The sequence below is a fragment of the Hyunsoonleella pacifica genome, from assembly GCF_004310335.1.
Taxonomy (GTDB): domain Bacteria; phylum Bacteroidota; class Bacteroidia; order Flavobacteriales; family Flavobacteriaceae; genus Jejuia; species Jejuia pacifica.
Genome location: NZ_SIRS01000002.1, coordinates 240,522 through 266,294 on the forward strand (window position 1 = coordinate 240,522; position 25,773 = coordinate 266,294).

The window sequence follows — 25,773 nt, forward strand, 5'->3', positions numbered from 1 at the left end:
AAATTCGAGATAAAAAAGAGAGCCTTAGGCTTTCTTTTTTATTTAAGAGTACTAATGTATTTGTAGTCTTCCAATTCAGATAACGTATCAATCAATTTAGTACATCCATTTTTCAATAAGTAAATCCTATCAGAAACATCAATAATATGTTGATACATGTGATCGGTAATTATAATTACTTTTTGTTGTTTTTCTTCAGAAATAAGTTGTTTAATTTTCTCAACATATAAAGGTGCTATATGAGAAAAAGGTTCATCTAAAAAAACAATAGGTGCTTTGCTTTTTAAAATAATAAAGATCTCTAAAAGCCGGCGTTCCCCTCCTGAAAGTCTATTAAATTTCATGTTCTCGGAAAAGCGAATGCTTTCAAAATGATTTTTAAAATCTACCCAGCTTAAATTGAAAAGTGAAAAAGCATTTTTAATCTTCATTTGGTTAGGAGTAAAATTGTATTGGGGTAAAAGTGTTGCTTTTTTGGCAGCATACAGTGGTTTTAAAATAGGGGTGTTATCTATTTTTATAAGCTTGTATTTGGGGTTTAAATTACCAAATGCAATATTTAGTAAACTACTTTTACCACAGCCGTTACTACCCAATATACCTGTAACTTTACCCGTTTCTCCTTTTAAATAAATACCATTTAATATGCGCCTTTGTTTAAAATGTAATTCTACATTGTCTAATTCAAAAATCATACAAATGCTTTAAGAATGATAAGAAAAGGGAGGCTAAATAGCACATCCATAACAAAGAGCAAGGTGAATAATTTAAATGTAGAAATGCCTAAGTTTTTGTAAAAAGTTAATTTGTGTTTTGCACTCGTTTCATTAGTAAGGTACCATAAAAAAAAGATGAGAAAAATTTTTACTAGGAATAAGGTTATGATATGAAAGCCAAGAAGCATCAAAAGGAAATTTACCCCATACGACCATATAAAAAATGGCCTATAAAACATAAAGATTGATGAAAACTGTTGCATAGTACAACTACTAACGTATAAACTTTTAGATTATTTTTATTAGTGAAACTCTATTTTAAAAAATTGTGTAGCAATGTATTTAAAATAGATAGTTAAACTAATCCCGCTATTGAAGCGGGATACTAACCTTAATTTATCAACCTTTAAATTAAAAGTTGTTTTTAGAGTACAGAATTTACTTTTGGGTTTTAATCTTTTTTTATAATTATAACAACCGTTTCTAATCAAATATAATTCATAAATTATCGTATTTTTGATGACTAATTTGAATAGAGCAGATGTTAGATAAGTTACAGATAGTAAAGCAGCGTTTTGATGAGGTAAGCGATTTAATTATCCAACCAGATATTATTTCTGACCAGAAACGTTACGTACAACTAACTAGAGAGTATAAGGATTTAAAGCTTTTAATGGATAAACGTGAGGTTTACGTTGAATTGACTAACAATTTAAATGAAGCCGAAGAAATTATTGCTGATGGCAGTGACCCTGAAATGGTTGAAATGGCAAAGATGCAATATGATGAAGCTAAAGACGGTATCCCAAAACTGGAGGAAGAGATAAAAGTATTGTTAATTCCTAAGGATCCTGAAGATGCGAAAAATGCCGTTGTGGAATTACGTGCAGGAACTGGAGGGGATGAAGCTAGTATTTTTGCAGGAGATTTATTTAGAATGTATACCAAATATTGTGAAGGTAAAGGGTGGAATGTAAGTACTGTAGATTTTAGTGAGGGTACGAATGGGGGATTTAAAGAAATTCAATTTGAAGTATCTGGAGACGATGTGTATGGGACTTTAAAATTTGAAGCTGGGGTGCATCGCGTACAACGTGTGCCACAAACCGAAACTCAAGGGCGTGTGCATACAAGTGCAGCAACTGTAATGGTGTTTCCAGAAGCAGAAGAGTTTGATGTGGAGATAGACCCTAAAGATGTACGTATTGATTATTTCTGTTCTTCAGGTCCTGGTGGACAATCGGTTAATACCACATATTCTGCAGTACGATTAACACACGAACCAACTGGTTTGGTAGCGCAATGTCAAGACCAAAAGTCGCAACATAAAAATAAAGAGAAAGCTTTTAAAGTGCTACGCTCTCGTTTATACGATTTAGAGTTGGCTAAGAAACAAGAAGAAGATGCTGCAAAGCGTGGAAGTATGGTGTCATCAGGAGATAGAAGTGCCAAAATTAGAACCTATAATTATCCGCAAGGCCGTGTAACCGACCATCGTATAGGGTTAACGCTTTACGATCTTCAAAATATTGTAAACGGAGACATTCAAAAAATAATTGATGAATTACAACTCGCTGAAAACACTGAAAAGTTAAAGGCTAGTGATGAAACTATCTAATCCATCTTTGATTGAATAAAAATGAAAGCAGGTTTAAGAAATTCACTAATAGGTATAGTTGGATTGTTTATTTTGTTAAAGATTACAGGTGTATTCACTTATTATCATTTGCCGTCATCTTCTAACGAACCTAATTTACCCTTAAATTCATATATTTTTGGTTCTAACTTGATAAAACCCAAAAGTTATGATTTTGCTTACTTCAAATTCTCAGATAGTTTAAAAGGAAATACTATTGTGAAAAGATTAATAGCAGAGCCAGGAGATAAATTAGAATGCAGAAATGGTAGATATTATGTGAATAGTAAAAAATTAGATAGTCAAATCGATCTTCGGTTTTCCTATAAAGTAGATAAGAGCGTATATGATACATTGTTATTCCCAAAATTTAAAGATGACAAGAGTTTTAAGCATATCCTATAACTCAGAATGCTTACCTTGTTTATCTAAATACATCTTTTGTGAAAAATGATACCATAAATTTTAAACGATATTCTTATGACGATAATAAGAACTTATCTAAATCAATATTTGGACGAAATAAAATTTGGAATTTGAGTAACTTTGGACCAATAGTTATACCTAAAGGGAAATATTTTTTTTCAGGAGATAGTAGAGATAATTCATACGATTCTAGGTATAGAGGGTTTGTTGATGAAGACCAAATTATAGGAACAGTATTATTCAAATTTTAAATGATAACAAACCAACTCATATCAGAAATCAAAAAAAAACAATCCTTTTTATGTATTGGATTGGATGTAGATTTAAATAAAATTCCGCCATATTTATTGGATACAGAAGATCCGATTTTTGAGTTTAATAAAGCTATTATCAATGCAACACACCATTTATGTGTGGCTTACAAACCTAATACTGCATTTTATGAAGCTTATGGTTTAAAAGGCTGGAAAGCCTTAGAAAAAACCATTACGTATCTTAACACGCATCATCCTGAAATTTTTACTATTGCTGATGCTAAACGTGGCGATATTGGGAATACTAGTACGATGTATGCTAAAGCGTTTTTTGAGGATTTAGCGTTTGATTCTGTGACTGTAGCGCCTTATATGGGTAAAGATTCTGTTGAGCCCTTTTTGGCATTTAAAGATAAGCATACTATTATGTTGGCTTTAACTTCTAATAAAGGTGCTTTTGATTTTCAAACGAAAACCATCGATAATAAGGAGGTTTATAAGCATGTATTGGAAACCTCAAAAGGCTGGGCAAATTCAGAAAACTTAATGTATGTGGTTGGCGCTACTAAAGCAGAGTATTTAGCAGATATTAGACAAATTATACCTGATAGTTTTTTACTGGTGCCTGGGGTTGGTGCTCAAGGCGGAAACCTTCAAGACGTATGTAAGTATGGAATGAATAATTCTGTTGGACTTTTGATTAATTCTTCCAGAGGTATTATTTATGCTTCTAATAGCGATGACTTTGCTGAGGCAGCAGCGAATAAAGCACTTGAACTTAAAAAAGCTATGGCTTCGGAATTATCTCATTATTTCAAGAGCTAATAGTCTTCCTTGATTATTTAGATATGAACTGGTATTGCCGTTGTACTTTAGACTGCAGACAGTACCGCGTTAGGGATTGAGGGATTTGTTGAAGCTCCCCGACAGAGGAGGGAGCGACTCCCGAAAGCCCGACCCTTTAGGGTAACGCCCAAAAAACAATTAACTAACTTATTATTAATATTTTCATCTTTCTAAAAAGGCCATATTATTGGTACTAATAGTAGGGATATGATAAAGAATATTAAAAGTAAGGGTGCTCCAACTTTTAAATAGTCCATAAATTTATAGCCTCCCGCAGACATTACCATGGCGTTTGTTGTAGTACCTACAGGTGTTAAAAATGCGGTTGAAGCACTAATAGCTACTATTATCATAAACGGTTCTGGCGAAATGTTTAAAGATGTTGCAGCTAAAATGGCTATAGGCGCCATAAGCACTGCTGTTGCTGAGTTGTTAATAACCTGACTAAAAGTTGTAGTTAGTAAAAATATACCGCCAAGTAGCATTACTGGAGATACTGACCCCAAGTATGTTACTAGTGCATTAGCTACCATTTGTGCTGTTCCTGTTTTTTGTAGAGCTATACCCATAGGTATCATAGCAGCAATCATTACTACACTGGTCCAGCTAATGCCTTTATAGGCTTTCTGCATAGGAACACAGCCTGTAAGTAACACAATACCAGCGCAAATTAAAGCAGCCATAGATCCTGGTACTAACTTAAACACAAGAAGCCCAATCATGAGTAATAAAGCGCCTAGAGCGATATATGATTTTGTATTTAAACTGTCTATGTTTTTTGCCATGCCCTCTGGACTACCACATATTACTAGATTTTCATGTTGTTGTTTTAAACTTTCTATATTTTCCCATGATCCTCTTAGTAAAAAGGCATCTCCAACTTTTATTTTTATGTCTTTCTCTAAAAGTGGTTTGTTGTTTCTGGAAGCTGCTAATAGTTGAATGCCGTAGCGCGTAAAATAGTCTCCTAATTTGTATTTTCTGCCTACTAAAATAGAGTTGGGGTTTACAATAACTTCGGTCATTCCTACTTCTTGATTTACCAAATTGTTTTTTAGTTCATCAGTTACAGGTTCTAAGGGTAATAAACCTAATCTGAATTTGATCATGAGTTTATTAATAGCTTCAGTACTCCCTTTTACCGTAATAATATCATGATACATAAGAAGTGTTTGATGATCTGGAAACTCTACAAACTGTGGAATGCCTTTGATAGGATTTGGATGTCTTCTTTTTAATCTTATTATGGAAATTCCATGTTCTTTTTCAAAATTCCAAATACCAATTTTAGTATTTAAAAGCGGTGATACAGAGCGTATACGAAGTCTGTAATAATCATCATCAATTTTGTAAGCTTCTATCCATTTATGAAATGTAGTTTCAATATTCACAGGTTTATTATTGGTCTTGTTTTTAGGTAATAATTTATACCCTACATATCTAAAATATACTAAGGCAATTATTAATAGTGGTAGACCAATTAATGCGAATTCGAAAAACGAAAAGCCTTCATAACCAGCTTCAACCAAAGCATTACTTGCTATAATATTTGGCGGTGTTCCCGTTAATGTTAATAAGCCTCCTGTGTTAGATCCAAATGCTACAGGCATTAGCATTTTTGATGGTAATGTACCAATACTCCAAGCTGATGATATGGTTAAAGGCATCAAGGTAGCCACAGTACCAGTATTGCTTACAAAACCTGAAAGGATACCAGAGCCCAATGAAACAATAACTAATAATTTAGGAATACTTTTTCCAGCCCACTCTACAAACTTTTTACCTGCTAAAGCAGTCCACCCTGTTTGAGATAAGCCTTCTCCAATTATAAACAAAGCAGCAATCATAATAACCGTTGGGTTACTAAAACCGCTTAGCGTTTCTTTAGCGTTTAATATGCCTGTTAAAAACAGGCTTATCATAGATAATAGTGCAACTATATCTGGTGTGAATTTACCCCAAACAAATAGTGCAATGGTTATAACTAATATGGTTAGCATTAAGTAGATCATGATTTCTAAATTGTAGTTAGATTATCGAGTTTATCTTGATATTATGATGTAAAATTACTTTGGCATATTTTTAATAATTATGACTATTGTCATTCTTTTTAAGTGATATTCATTTTTATGTTATTGTTGTTTTTTATACATAAAAAATACAAAAAGGGAACACGAAAACGCTTTCGTATTATCAGGTTACTAAATAAACTTATCTTTATAGTGAAAATTAAGATTTTTTAGGAAATGGTATTTGAATAAAAATCAGTTTTTTAATAAAAAGCACATGTATTTTGACATTTTTAGAGTTAAATATTGTCAAAAATGAACAAAAACTATAAATTATGAAGTTAGACATGCTTGCTATTGGAGCACACCCAGATGATGTAGAGTTAGGTTGTGGAGCAACAGTAGCCAAAGAAGTAGCCAATGGTAAAAACGTTGGAATTATAGATTTAACCAGAGGAGAGTTAGGTACTCGTGGTACAGCAGATACTAGAAAGGTTGAGGCCGAAAATGCTGCATCTGTATTGGGTGTGGCTTTTAGATTGAATATGGGGTTTGCTGATGCTTTTTTTATAAATGATAAAGCGCATCAATTAGCAATTATTAGAATGATTAGAAAGTACCAACCTGAAATAGTATTATGCAATGCGATAGACGATAGACATATAGACCATGCTAAAGGTAGTAAGTTGGTAAGTGACAGTTGTTTTTTAAGTGGCTTACTTAAAATTGAAACAAAGGATGAACATGGTGAAGTGCAGCAACCATGGCGCCCTAAATTTGTATACCATTACATACAATGGAAAAATTTAGAACCAGATATTGTTGTAGATGTTTCTGGTTTTGTTGCTACTAAAATGAAAGCGGTTTTAGCTTATGAAACTCAATTTTACAGTAAAAATAGTAATGAACCTGAAACACCTATTTCTAGTAAAAATTTTACAGACAGTGTTTTATATAGAGCTAGGGATTTAGGAAGATTAATTGGTGTAGAAGCAGGAGAGGGGTTTAATGTAGAGCGCTATCCAGCAGTTGACAGTCTTTTTGATTTGAAGTAATAGTGTTTTTCGATTTAAATATTAAAAAAGTCTTTGTAGATTTCTCTGAAAAATTTACATTTGCACACGCATTTAATATGCTGCAATATGGTGGTTGTAGCTCAGTTGGTTAGAGCATTGGTTTGTGGTACCAAGGGTCGCCGGTTCGAATCCGGTCTTCCACCCAAAAGTAAAAGCCTTTCAATTTCTTGAAAGGCTTTTTTTGTTTTGCTAGTCTACTAGATATTTTTCTAAATTATCGTACTTTGATTTTTTATAATAACCATTTTTATCATAAATTTTTATTTCAGTTAGTATTCCTTCTTCGTTAAAAAGGAATATGTTTTTGGATGGTCTACCATTGATATAAATGCCTTTTGACTTAATATTCCCATTTTTATGGTATTCTATAATTTCTCCATTGCAAATAGTGTCACACTTGAAAAACCCTAAATCTTTTGGATAATGTAAAACTCTTGTCATCTTTCTAATTATGTCGGGGATTGTGATAGTATCCTTATACACTTCATTCTCTTTAAATTCTTTCTTTATGGAAAAAGATTTTACTAATTCCTCATTTTTTGAATCGAGTATAGAGATATCTATATGATAAAGCCCTGATTTTAGTGTTATAATAGTATCTTGTTTTTCATAAAAATGAATGTTTTCAGAAGAATATTCATAATCATTAAGATTATATAAAACATATTGCAAATCTTTAATTTCATGACAACCACCTTTAAAATGAAGCATTATTTTCGATTGAGACATTACAGTTATTGTCATTGAAAAAGACAATAATAATACAGATGTTATTTGTTTGACCATAATTTTTGCTTTTTAAAGGAAACTACAAATTAACCTTCCTATACCTAGGATACTTAACCACATAAGAGAATTTATAGTTTTTAGTAACACTGGATTCAATATTAGCTTTCCACGTTAAAATACCTTTTTTACTATTGTAATCGGAGTTTCCAGAATTGATATCATCTACTTTAATATCTTTATTTTGACTTATTGGAATTCTATCTACAATTACTACATCTATAGGCGTAGTTTTATTGTTTTTTATTTGGATATCGTATCCTTTTTCAACGATTCTATTATTACCTATAAAATTGGTTTTCTTAAAGTCGTTATTTGATGTTCTTGTAATAACCACATTTGGATCTACACCTAAAGATACTGTTAAACTATCTGTAGTTGCATACGGATTAATATGAGTAACTCCAGAATAGCTATCTTCAAAGTAAATATTAGCTTCTCCAGGGAGCAAGTTTAGTTTTTGCCAATCTCCAATTTTTGCAGTAAGAAATACATTTTCATTAATCACAGGAGCTGTAAAGTATGAGAATGTGGCAGGTAATTTAAAATTATCAATTTCAATAACCGTTATATCTCCATCTGACACTACGGTTGATAATTTCTGAATTTCAAAGTTTGTATTGGAAATACCTTCTGTAATGATGTCTCCATTAGACGTATAGTTACCTTGTTTTGTAGTAATTACAATAACACCATTGGAAGCTTTGCTACCGTATATGTTGATAGCGGAAGAATCTTTTAATACATCGGCAGATGCAATCATACTTTCATCTAATTTTCTAAAATCGCTAGGGCTACTAATAACACCATCTATAACATACAATGGTGTGCCTTTGGTTTTAAGAGTACCAATACCCCTAATTTTAATATTTGATTCGCTAGGTACTGTAGAAACACTCCCAGAAATAGAACTACTTGATCTGGTGCCATAACCTACTACCACTACTTCATCAAGTTGCGATGTGTCTTCTTCCAGACTAAGATTTATAACACTAGAATGAATAGGAATAGTTTCGGTTGTAAACCCTAAATAGGAGAATACTAAAGCTTGCCCATCATTTACTTGTAGGCTATAATTGCCATCAAAATCAGTAGCAACGCCATTAGCTGTGCCCTTAACCAACACATTAACTCCTGGTATAGGGGTGCCACTGGCATCGGTAACAATCCCACTTATAGTTTTTACAAAAGGATTAAATTTATATTGGTATTTTTTTGTTGCGTTTTGTGATTGATAATTGCTTTTTCTACTAATAAAGTTTAAGTATTTGGTATCTACTACCGGCTTTAAATTGTTGGTATTAGGGTCATTGGTTGAAAGTGTTAGTTTTACATCTTCCCAACTTACTCCCGTGGTTTGATACACATGTGCTTTATAGTTTAACTCCAAAGGTTTGTTTATATTTTTTGCTTTTAAGTCGTATATAGGAAACCAACCTGCATGTGTTACATTGTATTTTATTATTAAGTTGAGTTGTTTACTAAGTTTAGAGTTTAACTTTACTTTTATTTCTCCTGTTTGTATTTTATCATCAACATTTAATTCAGCGAGTTGTTTTTTTATATCTGTAATCTGTTTGTCATATGCTCTCTTCTTTTTTAATGATTGATGGATTAAAGTATTCAACTCAGTTATGCGTTTTCTATAATATGCTGCAAATTGCTTCAACTTATCCAGATTCACAGTTTGGGTGTCATTTCCAAGCTTTCGGTTCTCTTCTATGAGTTTTATTTCTTGCTCATAACCTTCCATTAGGTTTTGCTCCAGTTGCATAGCGTCATTTATACTTTCAATTTCGTTTTGTAGCTTAGTTACAGTTTCTGTTTTATCAAATTTTGTAATGTGATTAATCGCATAATTTATAGATAAAATAGATGCGTCGTCAAGACCGGAGATTTGAATGCTATTTTCTTGGATGTAAGGAGAGAGTTTAACAAAAGAAAACTCTGTAGTACCTTGAGGTATTAAGATTTTTGCGTGACGTGTCACCTGGGCACCATCAACAAAAACTGTTACTGCTTCTATTGATGATGTTGTGGGATTGGTATTTTTGGCTAATAAAACTGAAGTGAATAGTAGAAATAGAATACAAAGCTTTTTCATGATTAGTTATTTAAAGTTTGTTTTAAAACTATAACCAATTAACATGATGTAAAATAAGTATTGAGTAAGTTGTACTTATAAATGAGTTAAGTATTAGTTTAAACGAGTTTCTTTATTCTTTTAATCTAGAAATTTACTCTTCAACTCTGGTGTAGGAATCATACATGCATCCTTTTTACCATACCATTTATAGCGATTTTTAGCAATAACATCATAAACCCAATTGCTGATAAATGATGGAATAATAAGAAATATACTCAATATGTTGGTGGGAAACCCTAATTGAGCAGCCACTTTTAACGCTGCAGTACTCTTGTAAGTAATACCCTTTTCAGGAGTATATAAGATTATGGAGTCTACCTTGCGAGTATCAATATTAAAATGATCTATTATTTTTTTACCAGTTTCACTTTGCAGTGCAGTAAACATAAAACGCTGCTTCTTATCATGTTTTATAACATATTGCACAGAAGAATTGCAGAGGTTACATACACCATCAAAAAGAATCAATTTTTTATCTTTTGGTACACCAAATGTCATGTTGCAAAGATACGCCCTTTACAACTCACTTAAAAACTGATTGAGGTCGGTTTCCTTATCAAGATTTAGCTTCTTTTTTAAGCGGTATTTACTCTTTAATACACTTTCTGGTAGTACATTAAGCATCGAGGCTATTTCTTTAGTTGCTAAATTCATGCGTAAGAAAGAAGCTAAACGCATTTCTTTTTCGGTAATCTCTGGATAGATGTCTTTAATTTTATGATCGAAGTTATTATGGACTTCAGAAAAATATGATTTAAAAACTTCCCAATCTTTGTCTTCTGCACTCTCTTTTTTAAGAAGCATTACTATACGCCTAAATTCTACTTTAAATAGTTCTGGAGATCGTTTTATTTTTTCTAGGTTGTCTTTTAATTCTTGTATAAACGTATTCTTCTGCACCAGGTGCAAGGTTTGCGAGGCGAGTTCTTTCTTTTTAAACTCAATTTCTTGTTTATAAATGGCTTCCTGCTTTTCGCGTTCAATGCGGTTTTTCTTTATACGTTGTTTAAAACTAAAATAGATTAAACCTGCTATAACAAGAAAGGATACCATACCAATACCGTAAAGCGTTTTGGTAAGCTTATCGTTTGCTGCTTGTGTATTTAAAGTTTCAATTTCTTTTTTCTGTATTACAATTTCATTTTCTTTTTGTTCGGTCTCGTATATGGATTTTAATTCTTCAATCTGTTGTAGTTTTTTGGTGGTATATAGGCTATCGTTTATGGTTTGATATAATTTTAAAAACTCTAAGGCATCATTATTTTTATTCATTCCTTCCAAGAAGGTTGAACGATTTTTATACAAACTCGCAAGGTGGGACATAGCTCCTAAAGATTTTGCTATCGATATGGCCTCAACATTTTGTTTTAGTGCTGAATTGTAGTTTTTATTTTCAAAGTCAATTTTCGATAGGCTTATCAAAGCATTAATGGTACTTAGTTTAATATGCTCTTTTTCAGCAATGGTTTTAGCTTCTTTAAGAACAGTTTTTGCTTCACTGTAATTACCTTGTAAACGTTTAATCTCTCCAAGATTATGCAAGGCGTTACTGAGGCCTAAGTTATCCTCTACTTTTTTAGCATTTTCAACGGCTAGATTAAAATAGTTTTCTGCGGAGGCATAGTCATTTAAATTTTGATAGGAAATACCGAGGGAGTTTTGAGTATAAGCTACATAAAATGTTTCTTCAAAACGCTCATAGATATCCAAGGCTTCTTTAAAATATTGTATGGAAGATTCATGATTTTCTAAACCGCTTTCAATATCTCCTATTTGTTTTAAGGCATCAGCCTTACGCGTTTCATGATGTATTTGTTTAAAACATTCTAAACCTTGAAATGCATAAATTAGTGCCGTCTTATAATTAGCTTTTTCAATGTAAATATTAGCTAGAGAAACGTATTGAGCACCTAGAAATTTTGTTTTTGCATCTCCTTCTTTTTCATGGGTTTTTATCAATTCAATATTTTCCTTAGTAATAGCAATAGCATTATCAAGGCTGCCATTAGAGCTTTCAATAGAAGAAAGGGAGTGGTTAACAAAAATTAGTCCTCGAGTATTATTAATGTCTTTAAAAAGTGTTTTAGATTTATTGTAATAGAACAAAGCGGAATCATTCTCGGATTTGTTGGCAAAGTAGTCGGCACGATGCATATAACCAATAGCAATGCCTTTGGTATAATTTATGGTTTTAGAGAGTTTAAGTCCTTGTTCTGCATATAATTTGGCTTGTTCTGGTTTAGAGAACATCAATTTTTCATGAAGACGTGTTAAAATCATCACTTTAACTGAATCGTTTTCTTTTCTATTGGTAAGTTCTGTTTTTAAACTGTCAATCAATTTAGTGTTCTGTGAAAAACCAAAAGAAAAACTAAACAACAAAATTTGAATAAGGAATAAGTTAGGAGTTTTCATTTTTCATGTTAATTAGCTGTTGCTAAGTTAAATATTATATGAGTTCAAATTACAGAGGCCTACTTTACCCGAAAAGTGCTTGTCCATAGCTTGTCCATGATTTTGATGTTCACTAAATTTTTTAAAATTTATTTAAACAATTGATTTTTAGTATGTTAAAAAACATATTTTAAAAATTTAAAATATCTTGTCCTATCAAAATTGAAGGTTCATTTGATGTGTATGTCCCCTTTTTGTCCACCCAAAAAATTAGATTTAAGATGTGTTCATGAGTAGTTTCGAAGTGTTGAATCAAAAAAATATATCATTATGAAAACACAGCTATTAACAGTCAGAACTCTATTTAAAGCAACAAGTATGCTTGCTTTACTTATAATTTTTGGATGTAGTACCGAAGAAGCAGCATCTGTAACAACAGTAAACCCTGAAGCAAAAGAAATCTCAGATTTAATTTCAAGCTTAAGTTATGATGCAAACACCATGTTAAATGTAAAGAATACAGGTGGAGCACCAAAACAAAGAACGGTTACCAAAACAAAGAATACCCAAACTTCTCCAGATAAAGGTAATTATAGTGCATGTGAAGAAAAATTCTATACGCTAGAAGCAAATTTTGATGATGTGGCAATACTAAGACCTACTAATGGTATTATTTGGCCAGGGGCATTAGTTTATGGAAATCAGGATATGCTTGATGGTATGCCAAATCCTATTACGTTAGACAGGTCTCCAGTAACGCTTCGCATAGATTTACCTGGAATAGGGGAGGAAGGCACTTTAGTGGTTGACGATCCAAGAAACTCAAATATACAAAGTAGTATAGATAATGCTTTAGAATGGTGGAATGCTAATGCCTATGAGGAAGGTTATGTAAATGCTTCTAATTCCAGCTACCAAGCTAACACATTTTATTCTTCAAAACAATTAAGTTTAGATGTGGGTTTAAATGTAGAGTGGGCAAATGGTTCGGTAGCATCTCAATTAGAGTATGAATCGAGTACAACAAAGCGTGTAGCTGCCATGGTATATAAGCAAGTGTTTTATACCGTAACAATGGATACTCCTAAAACTCCCGCTAGCGTTTTTGGGGTTGATGTAACTTATAATGACGTTGATAGTACTATCGATTCAGATACTCCACCAGCTTACATCAACTCGGTGTCTTACGGACGTATTATAATGTTTAGAATGGAGACAACGGATATGAGAAAGTCCATTGATTTGGATTTAGTATTGGAATATGCTACAGGAGCGGCAAATGGTTCAGGTTCTGTAAATTCTGAATATGACGAAGTACTTAAAAAATCAAGTATTACCGTAGTAACTATTGGCGGAAATGCTGAAGTAGCTTCAGAAGCTGTAAATGCTGATGGATTTGCATCCCTTAAGCATATTATTACTGGCGAAAATGCTGTGTATAGTAGAAACAACCCTGGAGTTCCTATTGCCTATACGGTTAGATATCTAAAAGACAACTCTTTTGCTAAAATGGGCTATACTACCGATTATAAAGTTAAAGATTGTACACCAAAGGTGTTTTCTCATGCCAATGCAATTTTAGATAACAATATTACCCTTGATGTTCGTTTTCGTTTTAAGTATAAAAAACGTGGGTCAAACTCGATCGATTATACTAATTGGAAAAAAGTTAAGAAAAATGATGCACCACCAGCTATTAGACCTCCAAACGGTGCTCACGATGTAAAAGTACAGTTCGAGGTTTGGGACCTTACGTGGAAGCATATGGGCGAGTATCATGAAGGCTACCTCTATAGCGATAAAAAATTTGAGGCTTATTGTTCTAAACGAAATGTTATAGGTATTTGTACAGAAGTTAAAGTGAGGCGAGATTAGAACTATTTAATTAGTTTGAATAGTTAAAGCAGTCGGTACCTTAAGTTGCGATTCAACAACTTGGTACTGGCTGTTATTTTTTGGTGTTTCCCTCCTAAGATCGGGTCGGGCTATCCGTTTGTAGTTTTTGCTCGATGCACGCCTCCCCAAAAGCTATCACTACTATCCCTAACACACTTGTCTGCTAAAGGAAGTACATGCATAAAGGACTCTATTTTTTTGCCTCAACCAGTTCCAATAAATCCAAAGCAACATTAGTAGTAAACATGCCATAATTTACGTTGGCTTTGTTTTTTTCAATGCTATCTATACTACCAACAGCTCTACCATCGTGCATGCGTACACGGTCGCCTACTTTTAAAATAGGTTTTGGTTTTTGTGGAGCTTCAGCTGCTTTTTTCTTTTCAGCCTTTTTCTTTTTTCTAATAATATTTACTTTTTTTTCTGCTTCTTTCTTTATCTGTTCTTCTTTAGCTTTTTGGGCACGTTTTTGTTTTGCAGATACTTTTTTACGTTTAGAATTTTCAATTTGTACCAGTTTGAATAATTCTGCCATTAACTCACGTTTCTTTTTGTTATCGAAGTATTTTTCGGCTATGTCGTTTACTTTTTGCCCTAAATAAATTAGGCGTTGATTGCTATCATATAATTCCTGATAGCTTTCTAATTTCTTCTGGATTTTGGCATTTATCTCTTCGAGTTTATCAGCTTCCTCTCCTTTTTTCTTTTCATTGAGTTTTAAAGATTGTCCTGTTTTCTCTAATCGAGAACGTTCTTTTTGAAGTTTAGCAATTGTGGCATCAAAACGTACTTTACTACGTTCAATCTTCTTTTTTGCTCTATTTATTAAAGAATAGGGAATGCCATTTTTTTGAGCTACTTCAAAGGTAAAACTGCTACCAGCTTGTCCAACAACTAGCTTAAACATAGGTTCTAGCGTACGCTCGTTGAAAAGCATGTTGGCATTAATCATGTGTGGCAGCTCAGTAGCAAGAATTTTTAAATTAGAATAGTGTGTGGTTATAATACCAAACGCTTCCCGATGGTAAAACTCCTCTAAAAACGTTTCTGCCAAAGCACCTCCTAATTCAGGATCAGATCCTGTACCAAATTCATCAATTAAAAAGAGTGTATTTTTATTACACTTGCGCAAAAAATAGTTCATTTGTTTTAAACGATAACTATAAGTGCTTAAATGGTTTTCAATAGACTGATTATCTCCAATATCACTTAAAATCCTATCAAACAGGCATACCTTACTACGTTCGTGTACAGGAATTAACATACCGCTTTGCAACATTACTTGTAATAACCCAACGGTTTTTAGGGTAATGCTTTTACCGCCTGCATTTGGTCCAGAGATTACTATTATTCGGCTGCCCTCTTTAAGTGCTAGGGTTTGTGGAAATGTTTTTTCCTGTTTTTCTAAATTATTTAAATAGAGAAGCGGATGATATGCATCTCTTAGGTACATGCTTTTATCTTCTGATAGTTCTGGAAGGATACCATTCATAGACTTCGCATATTTCGCCTTTGCAGAAATAACATCGATATCAATTAAAAAAGTTTGGTAGTCTTTTAAAAGCGGTAAAAACGGACGTATAAAATCGGTTACTTCTTTTAAAATACGAACTACTTCTTCTTTCTCTTCGTATTCTAAATTATTGAGCTCTCTAGTGTATTGTAGCGTAGTTTCAGGTTCAATATATACAATGCTTCCTGTTTTACTACCTCCCATAATGGCACCTTTAACTTTTCGCCTATACATGGCCTTAACAGCTAAAACACGCCGGTTATCCACCACAGACTCCCTGATGTCATCTAAATATTCTAGATTATGATAGGTGTTCAGCGCTGAAGCAAAACTTTGATTTATTTTTCCTTTTACTTTACTTATGGATTTTCGTAAATCATATAGTGTGTCAGAGGCATTATCCTTTATATCTCCAAACCTATCTACAATAGCATCAACCTTTTCTATTAGAACTTTAGTAACTTCAATATGTGAAGCAAACTGATGTAAATTAGGGTAGTATTCTTCAAACTTTTTTAAAAACGTAACAATGGTGTTTACCGTTAAAGACATGGATACGATTTTTTTTAAACCATGTACTTCTAAAAAAGTATTTTCGATATTTAAAAGTTGAATTTCTTTGGTAATAGTATCAAATCCGTGATTAGGAATACGATTATCATTATAAAAAGAGGATACATATTCATTAGTAAGCTGTAATGCAAATAGCAGGTCTTCCTTAGTTTTATAAGGTAAAATTTCCAATACAGTTTGATTTCCCAGAGGCGTAATGCATAATTCGCTTACTTGCTGTAACACTGTTGGGAATTCTAAATCTTGTAATGTTTTCTCGTGAATGTGTATTATTCTCTGCTTTGCCATTCTTTTTCAAAAGCGCAAAGTTAAAGAATATAGTAGATTTTTTTCTTTAAAGAATCCCTAGATTTGCAAAAGTGGATATAGAGTTGTCCCAAAGTGTAACAATTCTATGTTTATTAGACTAACGAATAAAATTAAAGCATTATGAGTTTTATTAAAAGGGTTTTATCTACAATAGTAGGGATTTTTGTGTTTTTGGCACTTTGTTTTATAGGTTTGATAATAATAAGCGCACTTTTTGGTGGCTCTTCAGAAGAAGTAGTTCAGGTAAAGTCAAATTCTGTATTAGATCTAAAGTTAGATTTTCCCATTAACGATTATGCAGGTAAAACTGTTTTTAAAGAATATCCTTTTTTAAATGAAGATGAAAGAAACGGTTTATTCAACTTAGTTGATGCCATAAGATATGCGAAGACTGATGATAAAATAAAAGGAATATCCATTGATAATAATTTTGTCATGGCTGGTATTACACAAATAAAAACATTACGGGATGCTTTAATAGACTTTAAGGCGTCGGGTAAGTTTATAGTGTCGTATGCTGATGTACTTACGCAAAAGGATTATTACTTAAGCTCAGTTGCTGATACTATTTATATTAATCCAGCTGGTATGATGGAATTTAAAGGGTTATACACTGAGCGTTTGTATTTTAAGGATTTTCAAGAGAAATCTGGAATTAAAATGGAGGTAGTGCGTCATGGAAAATATAAAAGTGCCGTAGAACCATTTTTAGAAAACGAAATGAGCGATAATAATCGTGAGCAAATTTCGGTGTATTTAAACGGACTTTGGTCTGAAATAAAAAAAGAAGTTTCAGAGACTAGAAATGTATCAGTAGAACAATTAGATATAATTGCTGATAGTTTGTTGGCAAGAACACCAGAGCTAGCTGTATCTTCTAAATTAGTAGATAAAATTGCTTATCATGATGAGTTTGTTAATGGTTTAAAACATGCAATCGGTATTGCTGAAGATAAAGATTTAAATAGTGTTTCCATAGAAGAGTATGCGAGATATGCTGCTCCTAAATTAAAAGCTAAGTCTAGTGAACATAAAATAGCAGTAATTTATGCTGAAGGCGATATTATGTATGGAGAAGGAGATAAGGGTATTGTTGGACATATAACGATGAATGAATCCATTAAAAAGGCAAGGGATGATAAGCGTATTAAAGCTATTGTGTTGAGAATTAATTCCCCAGGAGGAAGTGCATTAGCTAGTGAATTAATTTGGAGAGAAATAGAGCTAACTAAAAAAGTAAAACCTGTTATTGTTTCTATGGGTAATTTGGCAGCTTCTGGTGGTTATTATATCGCTGCAAATGCTGATAAGATTATAGCAGAACCTACAACAATTACTGGTAGTATAGGGGTATTTGGTACTTTGCCAAACTTTAAAAACCTTGCTGATGATATGGGGATAAATGCAGAACAAGTAACAACTAACACAAATGCTGTTACCTATAGTGTCTTTGAGCCACTCAATGAAAATCAATATAAATATATAGAAGAAGGAATTATTGACGTATATGGTTTATTTACAAAACGCGTTGCAGATGGACGTAATTTAACAGCAGAACAAGTAGAAGAAATAGCTCAAGGACGTGTTTGGACAGGTAATGATGCTCTAGATAGAGGTTTGGTAGATGAATTAGGAGGACTAGATTTAGCACTACAATATGCTGCTGATGCTGCAGAAATTGAAGATTATAAAATTAAAGAATTCCCAGTGTTTGAAAAGAATTTGGATGAAATGCTAGAAAGTTTTGGTTTGGCAAAAGCCAAAGAGCAAATTTTAGCCGAAGAACTTGGGGAAGAAAACTACAAGCTAATTAAAGAGGTAAAACGTTTGTCACAGAAAAAGGGTATTCAGCTAATGTTTCCTTTCAGTACAGAGATAAAATAAGATCAATTTTGTATAAATAAAAAAGCAAACTTAGATTCGCTTTTTTATCTTTTCATTTATCAAAAGAACAGTATAATCTGGTAGTAATACGAATTTCTAATTCAGCAAAACTCTCAAATACTAGTTAAAAACAGAAAGAAAAATCTTTCAATTCCACTTATGATAATAGAATTTTTGTTGCAGGCTACTTCAATGATAGAATAATAATTTTTTTGAAGTTTTCAATCAAAAAAAGTTTTCAAAAAGTTATAGCATATAATATTCTGTAAATTAATACATTACATTCTTCTGTATTTGGTTTACACTCTATGTTATTCGGTTTAAAAACTTCTCTTAATATAACTTCATCTCTTAACATTTGTCAATAAATAATTGGTTAACCAAAAAAAATGTGTATTTTAGCGAAAATAATTGCTTTTTATCGATATTTTTAAAATAATAGTTGTGACCTCAAAAATAAAGTAGTGTCTAAACAGCAAACAGTGTAAAATTTAAACTCTCATAAATTGTACATAAACACTAAAATATTTGCCCCTGCTCTCTTTTTACTAGTTTTTCCATTGTTATTATTTTCACAAGTTAAGATTGGAGATAACCCATCCTTAATAGATTCTAATTCCATACTAGAATTAGAAAGCAATAATAAAGTTTTAGTCATAACTCGTTTATCACAAACAGAAATAGATGGGCTTGTACCTCTTGAGGGGGCTTTAGTGTATAATACAGATACCCAATGTATATATGTTTTTGAAGGCACAAACTGGAAGAACCTTTGTAACGAACCTAATATTACTGTTAGTAATACAGGTCCTACCTCTAATAATATTGGTGATTTTTGGTTTAACAGTACAAACAATAATGTAAGTGTATGGGACGGCAATCAATGGTTGTCAATAACTATTAACCCCCGTCGTGGTCTAGGCACTCCAGAAGCAGTAATAGTTAATCCAATAGCAGGTGATATTTATGTAGATCAGAGCACAGGAGATATTTACACTTATAATGGTGTAAATTGGGTACCACTGAATCAAAGCATAGCTGCTGAAAATGGGCTTTCTATTTCTAGTAATACCATACAGCTTGGAGGTATACTAACTACTCCAACGGTAATAACTACCAACAATATTAACACCTTAGCGATTCAAGGTCTGGATGATACGTTTTTGGATAATAACAACAATAGTATAGTAGTGGTAGATAACACTTCTGGTGTACTAAAAAAAGTTTCAGCAACAAATTTAGTTACTCAAGAGCAAGTTGTTATAACAGCTACCGAAGGGCAAACACAATTTGCACCACCTAGAATAATAACAGATGTAAATAAAATAGATGTCTATAGAAACGGAGCCCGTATAGCGTTTTCCTTAGTTAATGCTACGACCATTGAAGTAGAGGCAGAGGCTACGTGTTTTGAAGGTGATGAAATACGTATAGTACAAATAAATTAATTAATAGCAATAAATTTTTTAAATAATTAAACCCTAGAACACATGAATCGAAAATTTTTAAAATTAGGATTAGCATTGATAGCTATTTTCATATTTAGCTTAGGTAATGCACAACAAACAACAGGAGATGTTGGTAAAACAGAAGATATTGGAAGATCTTCAGCTCTTAATGGTACAATTAGAGTAATTGATAATAAAGGAACTAAAAAGTTTTTACAAGTTAAAAATGGTATTACATTGTTAACTGATGCCACACCAGATGGCGGTATTGTATCTACATGGCAATTAGGAGGTACGCTAACTGATGATACGTATATAGATGCTTCAGGAGCAGTTTTTGCATTAGATGGTTTAGAATTAGTAGATACAGCAACAGATGCTCCATCTACTGATGCTACTGATGGCTCAACGGCTGCGCCAGGAGGAACAGCAACTGGTACAGGTTGGACCATATTAGTTAGAGATGAAGCTACTGGAGAAACAAAAAAATTATTGGCAACAGATGTTGTGGCAGCAGGACAATTAACTGCTACTGCAGCAACAGACGGTACAGCTCCAGCTTTAACAGATGGCTCAATTCCTGCCGTATATCAAAAAGTATGGGTGTACAGAAATGGAGCTAAGTTAGTTGCAAATGTAGATTATACGGTTGCTGCAGGAGCAGTTACACTAGTTCCAAGTACTACAGCACCAAACGATTGGGAAATCTTTGCAGGAGACGTATTTGAAGTTCAGTGGATTAACTAAAACCACCCCAATGTTAAGTTTCTTATTTAAAAAATACAAATATTCTATCATACTAGTCTTGATCTTGGTTGCAGTTACTGCAACCAATGCTCAAGAAGTTAGGGTAATTGATAATAAAGGAACTTTAGAAACCATTAGGAATAACCAAGTTACTACGGCTAGCGTAGCGCCCACAGATCCTGTAGAAGGAGATATCTGGTACGATACCAGTGGAACCACTAGAGTAACAAAAACCTATGATGGCACCAATTGGATAGCCAATGATAGCAATGTTTATAACGGTGTTTTTATAGTTTCTGCTGCTGGAATAACTACGGTTTCTGCAGTGCCTTTCCAGCCAACTCAAGTTACTTTTCAAGCGCATGCCAATGTTGAGAATTTAGATATTAATGCCGATAATGCTGTTGGAAATAATGCTAGGGGTATTAGTAATTCTTATGGAACGATGAATGGTTTTGCAAGATTAAATACTGATAATTCTATAACCCAACAAGTCATTTATGTTGGTGGTCATGGGAATTCTATTAACGATATCTCAAGATTTGCAAGTAGCAGTAACTGTTTGGGTCTGCGTTATGGTGATCAAAATGGAAATAATTTAGGAGTTATATCAGGAGCGTTAACTAGTTTTACTCTAGATGGTTTTACGATTAACGTAACTTATACCAATGGTGTAATTACAAATAATAGTACAAACCCAGTTTTGAGGGTACAGCCAAACGATGTGCAAAATGAAGATTTAGTAGTATTATTTACAGCATATAGATAAAATATGAAATATTTCTTCTGTACTTTTTTAATCCTAATAGGAAGTGCTTATGCTCAGCCAGCATTTCAAAACTATGGTAATGTACAAATGCATGAAAATGCAGAGGTAGGATTTCATATAGATTTGATTAATGACGGTACGTTTAATGAAAACCTTGGTATAGCAGGTTTTTATAATAATGACATAGCACTATCTATTTCAGGCTCTGAAGTACCTAGGTTTTATGACATGGAAGTAGATGTTATAAATCATTTGTTTTTAGACATAAATACAGAAGTTGTAAATAGTGTAAGCTATATTGCAGGAGATGTTATCACACCAAGAGAAGACCCTAGTGTATCTATAGACTATTTAAATAACTCATTTTACATTTTAGAAGATGATGAGAGAAATACGGATGGTTATGCTAGTTATTCTGGCGATTTGTCTTTTACATTCCCTATAGGTAATAATGATAAATTACGCCCTTTAATAACAACCAATGCAACACCAAATACTATAGTTAAAGCTGCATATTTTGATGAAAATCCAAATTTCCCATCAACCTTTACTACAAATTTTAACACAGAAGCATTAGAGCCCATAATTGGGGAGGTTAGCATTATAGAGTTTTGGGATTTTGATGGGCCACAAAATTCTTTTGTTACACTAACTTGGAACAGCGAAAGTGAAATTGATAATTTAGTCCCAGATTTAAGTAAACTAAGGGTTGTTGGTTGGCATATTACAGATCAGCAATGGAAAGATTTAGGAAATACAAGTACTACGGGTTCTCTCTCAGAAGGAACGATAACCTCTTTTTTGTTTAACCCATCAGATTATGAAATTATTACATTTGGTGCTTTAATTACTGAGGATGATATTAATATTTACAATTTGGTGTCTCCAAATGATGATGGCATAAATGATACATTTACCATTGATGGTATAGAAGCTTTTAATAACGAATTAACCATTTTTAATAGATGGGGTTCTGTGGTATATAAAATAGATAATTATAAGAATAATTGGGATGGCGTGGCAAATGTAAAGCATGTGATACAACGCCATAAAAAAGTACCGGTAGGTACCTATTATTATATTTTAAAGCTAAAAGATTCTAGCAAAACATCTACAGGTTGGCTGTATATAATTTATTAAACCTGCAAAACCCCCAAATTAAATTGCTTTTCAATAGGTGCATGATTAGCAGCTTCAATACCCATGCTAATCCATGTTCTGGTATCTAAAGGATTTATAATACCATCCGTCCATAAACGCGCAGCGGCATAGTAAGGCGATACTTGGTTATCATACCTAGCTTTAATTTTATTATAGAGTTCGGTTTCCTTTTCTTTAGTAAAGGTTTCACCTTGTTTTTCTAGAGAAGCCTTTTCAATCTGTAATAATACTTTAGCGGCAGAGTTTCCACTCATTACAGCAAGTTCTGCACTAGGCCATGCAAAAATCAATCTCGGGTCATACGCTTTTCCACACATGGCATAATTACCAGCCCCATAACTATTACCAATAACCACAGTAAATTTTGGCACAACAGAATTACTAACCGCATTTACCATTTTAGCACCATCCTTTATAATACCAGAATGCTCACTTTTACTGCCCACCATAAAGCCAGTAACATCCTGTAAAAACACTAACGGAATTTTCTTTTGGTTACAATTTGCAATAAAACGTGTAGCCTTATCAGCAGAATCATTATAAATCACACCACCAAATTGCATTTCGGTGGGCTTTGTTTTAGATCCAGTAGTTTTTACTATTTGCCTTTGGTTAGCCACAATACCAACTGCCCAACCATCAATTCTAGCATAACAGGTAATAATGGTTTGCCCATAACCCGCCTTGTATTCTTCATACTCAGAGTTATCCACTAGGCGTTTTATAATTTCATACATATCGTATTGATCAGCACGACTTTTGGGCAAAATACCAAACATGTCTTCAGGATTTTCAGCGGGTTTTTTAGCCTCAATGCGGTTAAAACCAGCTTTATCATAATCCCCAATTTTATCAACGATGTTTTTTATTTTGTCTAAGGCATCTTTATCGTCTTTGGCTTTATAATCAGTAACCCCAGAGATTTCACAATGTGTAGTAGCTCCACCCAGAGTTTCATTATCAATGCTTTCCCCAATAGCAGCTTTTACTAAATAACTACCTGCAAGAAAGATACTTCCGGTTTTATCAACAATCAACGCTTCATCACTCATAATAGGGAGGTAGGCACCACCCGCAACACAGCTACCCATAACCGCAGCAATTTGCGTAATACCCATACTACTCATAATGGCATTATTCCTAAAAATACGTCCAAAATGTTCTTTATCAGGGAAAATTTCATCCTGCATTGGCAAATACACTCCAGCTGAATCTACCAAATAAATAATCGGTAGTCGGTTTTCAATAGCAATTTCTTGAGCACGTAAATTCTTTTTCCCCGTAATAGGAAACCACGCCCCAGCCTTTACTGTAGCATCATTAGCCACCACAATACACTGTTTTCCTTTTATGTACCCAATTTTCACAACCACACCACCAGAAGGGCAACCGCCATGTTCCGGATACATATCTTCTCCTGCAAAAGCACCAATTTCAATAGACTTTGCCTTGTCATCCAACAAATAAACAATACGCTCTCTAGCAGTAAGCTTCCCTTTGCTATGAAGCTTTTCAATACGTGATTTTCCGCCACCTAAGCTTACTTTAGCTAATCGTTTATTGAGTTCAGAGACTAATAATTTATTGTGATCTTCATTTTTATTGAAGTTGATATCCATAGGTGTATTTATTTGTACACGAATTTACGAAACCAATTCCTGTCTAAAAAGTGAATAATTTGTTAAAATATATAACATGGAAATATGTTCCTTGGAATATAAATTTATTTTACGTAGTTTTGTCATGTAATTAAAAACAATCAAAATGAAAACAAATAAAATAATCTATTATATAGCAACAGTAGTATTAACAGCTGTAATGCTATTTTCAGTAAGTATGTACTTCTTTCAACACGACATGATTAAAGGAGCATTTGAGAGTTTTGGATATCCAACATATATAATATATCCTTATGCTATAATAAAACTATTAGGTTTAGTAGCTTTGTGGCTGCCTGGGTATAAAACATTAAAAGAATGGGCTTATGCAGGTTTCTTTTATGCTTTTGTATTGGCCTTTTTTGCGCATTACATGATAGGTGATGGGCAACAAGGAACAGCAGTAATAGCCTTAATAGCTTTAGCTGTTTCTTATATATTTTATAAAAGGATAAATAAATAATAAAAAACATAAACGCAATGAAAAAAATAATAGCATTTGCAGGAACAAATAGTAAAACCTCAATAAATAAACAGTTAGCAATATATGCATCAAGCTTAGTTGAAGACGTAGCGGTAGATGTATTAGATTTAAACGATTTTGAATTACCTATTTATGGTATCGATTTAGAAAACGAAAAAGGTATACCAGATAATGCCAAAACGTTTTTAGAACATATAAAATCATCAGATGGTATCATCTTATCTCTTGCAGAACACAATGGTGCTTATGCCACGGTATTTAAAAATATTTTTGACTGGATGTCTCGAATAGACGGTAAGCTTTGGAGTGAAAAACCTATGCTTTTAATGGCAACCTCACCAGGAGGTAGAGGAGGAGCAACTGTTTTAGAAGTAGCCAAAGGACGTTTTCCTTTTATGGGTGGTAATATAGTAGCAGATTTTAGTTTTCCATCATTTTTTGATAACTTTTCAGAAGGAAAAATCACAAATGAAGATTTGGATAAACAACTAAAAGAAAAAGTGGAAACTTTTAAAGTAGCTCTATAACTATTAATTGAGACTGAGTACTGAACACTGAATACTAAACAATGGGAGACATTTCAAAGGATATAAAATCTAAATTTGTTAATAACAAAGTAAAGGCGATGTTAAATATTATTTACACCGCTAATTGGATAAATAGTATTCACAATGAATTTTTTAAACCCTATGGATTATCTCCTCAGCAGTTTAATATTTTAAGAATTCTTAGAGGGGCAGGTGAGCCACTTAAAGTGCAAGAAATTAAAGCACGTATGATAGAGCGCGCACCCAATGCCACTCGACTTATGGATAAACTCTGTGATAAAAGTTTAATAAATAGGTTGCCTTGTCCTGGAGACAGACGTGTTGTACATATTGAAATTACAGATGTAGGTTTAGGACTATTAAAGCAAATAGAGGCTAACTTAAAGGATGATTTGTTAAGTAATTTATCTGAAGAAGAAGCTGGTACTTTAAGTGATTTATTAGATAAAATAAGATAAAAAAATTTGCACAAATAGTTTCCATGGAAACTATTT

22 protein-coding genes and 1 tRNA gene are annotated in these 25,773 nt (G+C 32.9%); 15 read left to right on the forward strand and 8 right to left on the reverse strand.

Features of this window, described 5'->3' with window-relative positions; all coding sequences use genetic code 11:
- Positions 1-38: 38 nt before the first annotated feature.
- Positions 39-695: an ATP-binding cassette domain-containing protein gene (locus EYD46_RS04465; protein WP_130935865.1), complete on the reverse strand. Its 657-nt coding sequence runs from the start codon at positions 693-695 to the stop codon at positions 39-41.
- Positions 696-1,257: 562 nt separating this feature from the next.
- On the opposite strand from EYD46_RS04465, the gene prfA reads away from it, so the two are divergent.
- The 4 genes from prfA to pyrF are packed head-to-tail and all read left to right on the forward strand — an operon-like array spanning position 1,258 to position 3,857.
- Complete coding sequence (gene prfA, locus EYD46_RS04470) at positions 1,258-2,334, forward strand: peptide chain release factor 1 (RefSeq protein ID WP_130935866.1); 1,077 nt, start codon at positions 1,258-1,260, stop codon at positions 2,332-2,334.
- Positions 2,335-2,355: 21 nt separating this feature from the next.
- Positions 2,356-2,757, forward strand: coding sequence for a S26 family signal peptidase (locus EYD46_RS04475; RefSeq protein WP_130935867.1), 402 nt, complete (start codon positions 2,356-2,358; stop codon positions 2,755-2,757).
- On the forward strand, positions 2,754-3,029 hold the full coding sequence (lepB, locus tag EYD46_RS04480) for a signal peptidase I (RefSeq protein WP_130935868.1): 276 nt from the start codon (positions 2,754-2,756) through the stop codon (positions 3,027-3,029). Before EYD46_RS04475 ends, lepB begins: the two co-directional genes overlap by 4 nt.
- Positions 3,030-3,857 carry an orotidine-5'-phosphate decarboxylase gene (pyrF, locus tag EYD46_RS04485; protein WP_130935869.1) on the forward strand — a complete coding sequence of 276 codons (828 nt, stop codon included), beginning with the start codon at positions 3,030-3,032 and terminating at the stop codon, positions 3,855-3,857.
- 191 nt (positions 3,858-4,048) lie between these two features.
- Here pyrF and EYD46_RS04490 read toward each other — a convergent pair whose 3' ends face one another.
- Positions 4,049-5,878 (reverse strand): SLC13 family permease, encoded by a 1,830-nt coding sequence (locus EYD46_RS04490; RefSeq protein WP_130935870.1) that lies wholly within the window; start codon positions 5,876-5,878, stop codon positions 4,049-4,051.
- Between the two features lie 344 nt (positions 5,879-6,222).
- On the opposite strand from EYD46_RS04490, the gene bshB1 reads away from it, so the two are divergent.
- Both bshB1 and EYD46_RS04500 read left to right on the forward strand, forming a co-directional pair.
- Positions 6,223-6,942: a bacillithiol biosynthesis deacetylase BshB1 gene (bshB1, locus tag EYD46_RS04495; RefSeq protein ID WP_130935871.1), complete on the forward strand. Its 720-nt coding sequence runs from the start codon at positions 6,223-6,225 to the stop codon at positions 6,940-6,942.
- A gap of 89 nt (positions 6,943-7,031) precedes the next feature.
- A tRNA-His gene (locus EYD46_RS04500) sits at positions 7,032-7,107 on the forward strand.
- A gap of 45 nt (positions 7,108-7,152) precedes the next feature.
- On the opposite strand, the gene EYD46_RS04505 is transcribed toward EYD46_RS04500, so the two are convergent.
- From EYD46_RS04505 to EYD46_RS04520, 4 genes are all read right to left on the reverse strand, one after another.
- A complete protein-coding gene (locus EYD46_RS04505; protein WP_130935872.1) occupies positions 7,153-7,749 on the reverse strand; it encodes a hypothetical protein in 597 nt (198 codons plus the stop codon).
- 22 nt (positions 7,750-7,771) lie between these two features.
- Positions 7,772-9,853: a DUF4139 domain-containing protein gene (locus EYD46_RS04510; RefSeq protein WP_130935873.1), complete on the reverse strand. Its 2,082-nt coding sequence runs from the start codon at positions 9,851-9,853 to the stop codon at positions 7,772-7,774.
- Positions 9,854-9,973: 120 nt separating this feature from the next.
- On the reverse strand, positions 9,974-10,393 hold the full coding sequence (locus tag EYD46_RS04515) for a thiol-disulfide oxidoreductase DCC family protein (protein ID WP_130935874.1): 420 nt from the start codon (positions 10,391-10,393) through the stop codon (positions 9,974-9,976).
- Positions 10,394-10,411: 18 nt separating this feature from the next.
- On the reverse strand, positions 10,412-12,310 hold the full coding sequence (locus EYD46_RS04520) for a tetratricopeptide repeat protein (protein WP_130935875.1): 1,899 nt from the start codon (positions 12,308-12,310) through the stop codon (positions 10,412-10,414).
- A gap of 309 nt (positions 12,311-12,619) precedes the next feature.
- Between EYD46_RS04520 and EYD46_RS04525 the strand changes: the two genes are divergently transcribed.
- Positions 12,620-14,164, forward strand: a complete 1,545-nt coding sequence (locus EYD46_RS04525; protein ID WP_130935876.1) for a thiol-activated cytolysin family protein — start codon at positions 12,620-12,622, stop codon at positions 14,162-14,164.
- Between the two features lie 211 nt (positions 14,165-14,375).
- On the opposite strand, the gene EYD46_RS04530 is transcribed toward EYD46_RS04525, so the two are convergent.
- Positions 14,376-16,544, reverse strand: coding sequence for an endonuclease MutS2 (locus EYD46_RS04530; protein ID WP_130936234.1), 2,169 nt, complete (start codon positions 16,542-16,544; stop codon positions 14,376-14,378).
- Positions 16,545-16,700: 156 nt separating this feature from the next.
- On the opposite strand from EYD46_RS04530, the gene sppA reads away from it, so the two are divergent.
- The 5 genes from sppA to EYD46_RS04555 all read left to right on the forward strand — a co-directional run bounded on the left by sppA (position 16,701) and on the right by EYD46_RS04555 (position 22,568).
- Positions 16,701-18,464 (forward strand): signal peptide peptidase SppA, encoded by a 1,764-nt coding sequence (gene sppA, locus EYD46_RS04535; protein WP_130935877.1) that lies wholly within the window; start codon positions 16,701-16,703, stop codon positions 18,462-18,464.
- 506 nt (positions 18,465-18,970) lie between these two features.
- Positions 18,971-19,912, forward strand: coding sequence for a hypothetical protein (locus EYD46_RS04540; RefSeq protein WP_130935878.1), 942 nt, complete (start codon positions 18,971-18,973; stop codon positions 19,910-19,912).
- Between the two features lie 42 nt (positions 19,913-19,954).
- Positions 19,955-20,659 (forward strand): hypothetical protein, encoded by a 705-nt coding sequence (locus EYD46_RS04545; protein WP_130935879.1) that lies wholly within the window; start codon positions 19,955-19,957, stop codon positions 20,657-20,659.
- A 10-nt stretch (positions 20,660-20,669) separates the two neighbouring features.
- Positions 20,670-21,428, forward strand: coding sequence for a hypothetical protein (locus EYD46_RS04550; protein WP_130935880.1), 759 nt, complete (start codon positions 20,670-20,672; stop codon positions 21,426-21,428).
- A 3-nt stretch (positions 21,429-21,431) separates the two neighbouring features.
- Positions 21,432-22,568, forward strand: coding sequence for a gliding motility-associated C-terminal domain-containing protein (locus EYD46_RS04555; protein ID WP_130935881.1), 1,137 nt, complete (start codon positions 21,432-21,434; stop codon positions 22,566-22,568).
- Here the strand turns inward: EYD46_RS04555 and EYD46_RS04560 are convergent.
- Positions 22,565-24,208: an acyl-CoA carboxylase subunit beta gene (locus tag EYD46_RS04560; protein WP_130935882.1), complete on the reverse strand. Its 1,644-nt coding sequence runs from the start codon at positions 24,206-24,208 to the stop codon at positions 22,565-22,567. The genes EYD46_RS04555 and EYD46_RS04560 overlap by 4 nt on opposite strands.
- Before the next feature lie 145 nt (positions 24,209-24,353).
- On the opposite strand from EYD46_RS04560, the gene EYD46_RS04565 reads away from it, so the two are divergent.
- Genes EYD46_RS04565 through EYD46_RS04575 form a run of 3 tightly spaced genes read left to right on the forward strand, consistent with a single transcriptional unit; the run spans position 24,354 to position 25,737 of the window.
- Positions 24,354-24,710 carry a DoxX family protein gene (locus EYD46_RS04565; protein ID WP_130935883.1) on the forward strand — a complete coding sequence of 119 codons (357 nt, stop codon included), beginning with the start codon at positions 24,354-24,356 and terminating at the stop codon, positions 24,708-24,710.
- A 17-nt stretch (positions 24,711-24,727) separates the two neighbouring features.
- Entirely contained in the window at positions 24,728-25,258 is a 531-nt protein-coding gene (locus EYD46_RS04570) for an NADPH-dependent FMN reductase (protein ID WP_130935884.1), read from the forward strand.
- Positions 25,259-25,299: 41 nt separating this feature from the next.
- The gene (locus EYD46_RS04575; protein ID WP_130935885.1) at positions 25,300-25,737 is read left to right on the forward strand and encodes a MarR family winged helix-turn-helix transcriptional regulator; all 438 of its coding nucleotides are present in this window, start codon (positions 25,300-25,302) and stop codon (positions 25,735-25,737) included.
- The last annotated feature ends 36 nt before the right edge of the window (positions 25,738-25,773 follow it).